Here is a 3724-nt window from a genome sequence, read left to right as displayed (position 1 = left end):
TGTTACCAAGATGACGCATAGCACCAGCAACACCATTCACAATCTCAGATAAGTAAAACTTACCTTGCAAAGAGATATAATTCTTTTTAGCCATTACTTTTCATCCCCTATGGTTTTCTTGGCTGGAGCAGCGGCTTTAGCTTCAGGTACTTCCTGAATCACACCATCTGCCACTAATTTTTTAATTTGAACATCGTCCAGTCCGCCGACCATATCGCCTTTTTGAAAGCGGCCGACAGGCTGAGTTGCCTTATATTGTTTTGCCATGACTGGCTCCTAAATGAATAATGATGATTCGAATACCATCGTGATATAGACACAGGTTGGTGAGAAATCTTCACTGATGCGTACCAGTGATAATGGTCGAGTACTTGACTCTGGTCGCCAGCCACTTAAAAGCGGAATAACCTTGGCTACCAGTTCACCCGCCTTATCGATTGCCTTGGACCCATCTGACAACTGTGAAGCCGCATGACGCTCAACAATCGTGATATCCCACTCTTGTTTCAGTGCATTAATGCTGCCTCTGCCAGCCTCATCAGCCTTACGAATGCGCAAATAGTTCACATGAGCACATGGAGTGATTTGGGATAATTCTGAGGTACTGCCGATATTGATCGGGGTATAAATCTTTTTGAACTCTGGAATCTCCTCCAGTTTCTTTGCAATTTCAGCTCTTACGGCGAAGAAATTACTCATCAAGTATTACTCCCTCAATCGAATTCAAAATACTTTGCTCCTCGTCCTCGGTGATACCCAGCCATGGTCGACGCGGCATTTTGACCGTATACGCCTTGCCCATGGTCTCTTGCATAAAGTTAGAGCGTCTACGTTTCACAAAACGATTGCCGACTTCACCAGTACGCATGTTTTGACGGAAGAATGTTTTTCGCGTTCTTGCTTCATGTTTGATTTCACCACCGAAGTGATGAATCGCCCCATACTCTACATCTGTACCAATTTCTACACCGTCAGCAAGGACGTTATAAGTAATAGAATTCATTAGTCGTGATGTATCACGCAAGGTGGTACCACCCTCACGCATTACTCGTATAGATAGTGGCCATTTACCCTCTAAGCCTTCACCTCCAATCCAGCGAGAGCGAATACCTTCGGTGATAATGTTGCCAATGTCTTCGAATAATTCACTTTTGCGTTGTTCAAAATCAGAAAGGTTTTTGAGGATTGCTAAAATAGGTGAATCACCATCAACATCAATTGAAATTGCTACACCACTCATAAACACCTCACTTCATGCTAGGCATCATGTCTAAAGTGGAATCTCCAAACACACCGCCTGTATAAGTTGTGCCAATTGGCACAGTAGATGGTTTATTTTTCGGTTGATCTTCAACAATCTCTTGTGTTTCAGCATCCTGAATCTGCAAGTCTGCTTTCTTATCCTGCACGCGCTTCAGAAAAGCAATGGCATCGTCATAAAGCTTGGTGACGTGCTCGGAAGGCTGCTCAAAGTAGAGACGATAGCGTGCAATGTCACATGCTATCCGGTTTAAGTTACTTGGCACATTTGGTAGAGGTAAAGGATAGCGGCCACCGATGTAGCCGTTTATCTCTTCTGTAGCATCCTGTAGAGCAGTTTGCACCACATCTACAGTTTCACTACCATCATCAGGAACCATCAACTTAAGGTTTTCGATCTGCTGCGCACCAAACCGTCTTTTTAAATCTGCTTCAGTCGCATACATAAGACTTACTCAGCTGTCGAACGAGTACGGCGTGCAGGCTTTTCCTGAGTTTCCTCTTGATCGGCTTCCACTTCTTTAATCGCACCCATAACTAAAAGGGCCTTAGCACGTTCTGCACTAAGACCATCGACTGTTTCGCCCGGTAGGTGCTGACCTACGGACTGCGTTGCAATATATTTAGCCATACGTCACTCCTTAGACTGTGATGAAGCCAGTACCACCGCAGATGCCATTTTTATTTGATGGCACAACCAGTGGAGCTGATTCAGTCATAAGTAAAATGCCGCTTGGATCTTCTTCATACCATTGACGATCAAAGTATTCTAAAGCCAAGCCATTTGCATGGATGTTTTCGATCTTACATTGCGTCACATAACCATTGGTGTCAGAAATAAGTGCAAAGTAATCCACTGGAATGAAGCGTTTCACCTGCCCTTTGTGGCGGTATGTTGCGTCATAAGTCCAAATTTCAATATCACCCAAGTAGCCTTTGAACTTCGCAGAACGTGAGGCGTTTAGACCAGGGCGATAAGGAACGCTAATACCTGCATACGGCTCAACAAACTTAGCTTTAAATGCCGCATTCTTTTCCAGCGCTGACCATACTTTGCCAGTCGTAAGAATCATGGTCGCATCACCACCATTTTCATCCAACATGCGTTGTGCCATGGTTTCAATGTCTTCAACAGGAGTAGCACCTGCTTGATCCCATGCGATTGTTGGAGTAAATGCAAGCGAAGCTTCACGACCAAAAGACACCACATTTTTGGTGTAGTCGTCCGACTCAAGCACAATTCGACCGGTTGTCACCAATTCAGTAGCCATTAAGATTTTACGATTATCAATCGAGTCATGGTTGCGCTTCATGGTTTCAATTTGAGCAATCATGTATTGCTCTGATGTGCTTAACTGATTGTTACCAGTTGAGATAATGCCAGCATCACGTAAACGCGCCAATAAAGCGGTATCCCAAGCTGTTGCAGGTGTGACTTGATTCTTTGGTTTTAAGTAAGCTGGCTGCACATGGCTTACTTGAATTGCTGTGGTGCGGTCAAACGGCTTACCTGGCACCTGTGGAGCCACCAATGGAGCAATGTCTGATTCAGTTTCCAGCTCGGCAATAGGCACCACATTTGTCGTGAATGATTTGCGACGAGGAAATAACTTGTCTAAAAGCCATGTATCCATCGGCTCATAATTTGAATGAATTAATGCTAATTCATCAACGCCCAATAGCTCCAGCGGAGCACCATCAATAGTAAAACTTTGTGGCATGATTTACACCTTTGATAATTCAATGTTGTTTTTAGATGCTTTAGCGCGTGCTGCATCGTATTTGCTTGTTGCGAGTGCTGTGCCAGCAATTGATACAGCCTCAATATTGAACACCCCACCATTATAAACAGGGATTTCAGTACCGTTTGCAGCTGCTGCAGTTGCTTGTGCAGCTGTCAGTGTTGCACCGCAAATAACGTCCCAACTTGACTCATCGGCCGCCTGGGTGAGCACATTTGCCGCAGATAGTGCCAATAAATCACCCTCTTTGTATGCTGTGGCAGTTGTGACCTTGGCATTAACACGGCGGGTTTTTCCCACATCCAAATTAAACGGACGTGATTCATGTGTAGCTGAAACAGTAGTCATGGATTACTTCCCCTTTTGCTGAGCTGCAAATGCTTTAGCGCCTGCAGATAATTGATGCTCTTGATTGCCCGATGATTGCGTCCCACCCTGACCACCATTTGCCTGATGGCTAAACAGATGCGATGGCAGGCCTTGTCTTTGTGGTTCTGGTTTTGTCGAAAATTGGCGTAATTGCTTTGCCGAGAATGCAAAGGCAGCATCGTCAAGCTTCGCCATTTCAGCAGCATCTTCAGCGCTGAACTCTTTACCTAGGTCCTTAGCCAAAGCGCTGATTTCAGCTTCACGTTTTGCTGCTGCGAATTGTTTGTTTTGTTCAGTCAGAGTATTCACCTGACCTTCCAATTCTTGAATTTTGGCTTTCGCCTGTTCTAACT

General features: G+C 44.8%; 7 protein-coding genes and 1 pseudogene. All 8 read right to left on the bottom strand.

The window, feature by feature from the left end; all coding sequences use genetic code 11:
- Positions 1–93: 93 nt before the first annotated feature.
- Positions 94–267 carry a hypothetical protein gene (locus GGG_RS21200; RefSeq protein WP_171057719.1) on the bottom strand — a complete coding sequence of 58 codons (174 nt, stop codon included), beginning with the start codon at positions 265–267 and terminating at the stop codon, positions 94–96.
- Between the two features lie 9 nt (positions 268–276).
- A complete protein-coding gene (locus tag GGG_RS0118430; protein ID WP_010117703.1) occupies positions 277–699 on the bottom strand; it encodes a hypothetical protein in 423 nt (140 codons plus the stop codon).
- Positions 692–1240: a phage virion morphogenesis protein gene (locus GGG_RS0118425; RefSeq protein ID WP_010117701.1), complete on the bottom strand. Its 549-nt coding sequence runs from the start codon at positions 1238–1240 to the stop codon at positions 692–694. The genes GGG_RS0118430 and GGG_RS0118425 overlap by 8 nt, the downstream gene beginning before the upstream one ends.
- Before the next feature lie 7 nt (positions 1241–1247).
- The gene (locus tag GGG_RS0118420; protein WP_010117699.1) at positions 1248–1706 is read right to left on the bottom strand and encodes a gp436 family protein; all 459 of its coding nucleotides are present in this window, start codon (positions 1704–1706) and stop codon (positions 1248–1250) included.
- A gap of 5 nt (positions 1707–1711) precedes the next feature.
- Entirely contained in the window at positions 1712–1891 is a 180-nt protein-coding gene (locus GGG_RS20095; RefSeq protein ID WP_034600011.1) for a hypothetical protein, read from the bottom strand.
- 10 nt (positions 1892–1901) lie between these two features.
- Positions 1902–2981 carry a major capsid protein gene (locus GGG_RS0118410; RefSeq protein ID WP_010117698.1) on the bottom strand — a complete coding sequence of 360 codons (1080 nt, stop codon included), beginning with the start codon at positions 2979–2981 and terminating at the stop codon, positions 1902–1904.
- 3 nt (positions 2982–2984) lie between these two features.
- The gene (locus tag GGG_RS0118405; RefSeq protein ID WP_004973656.1) at positions 2985–3350 is read right to left on the bottom strand and encodes a hypothetical protein; all 366 of its coding nucleotides are present in this window, start codon (positions 3348–3350) and stop codon (positions 2985–2987) included.
- Positions 3351–3353: 3 nt separating this feature from the next.
- Positions 3354–3724: pseudogene (locus tag GGG_RS0118400) on the bottom strand (hypothetical protein); the annotation flags it as partial.

It is taken from the genome of Acinetobacter sp. P8-3-8 (assembly GCF_000214135.1).
GTDB lineage: Bacteria > Pseudomonadota > Gammaproteobacteria > Pseudomonadales > Moraxellaceae > Acinetobacter.
Note: the sequence above shows the minus strand (reverse complement) of the source record. Positions and strands in the feature narration are given on the sequence as shown.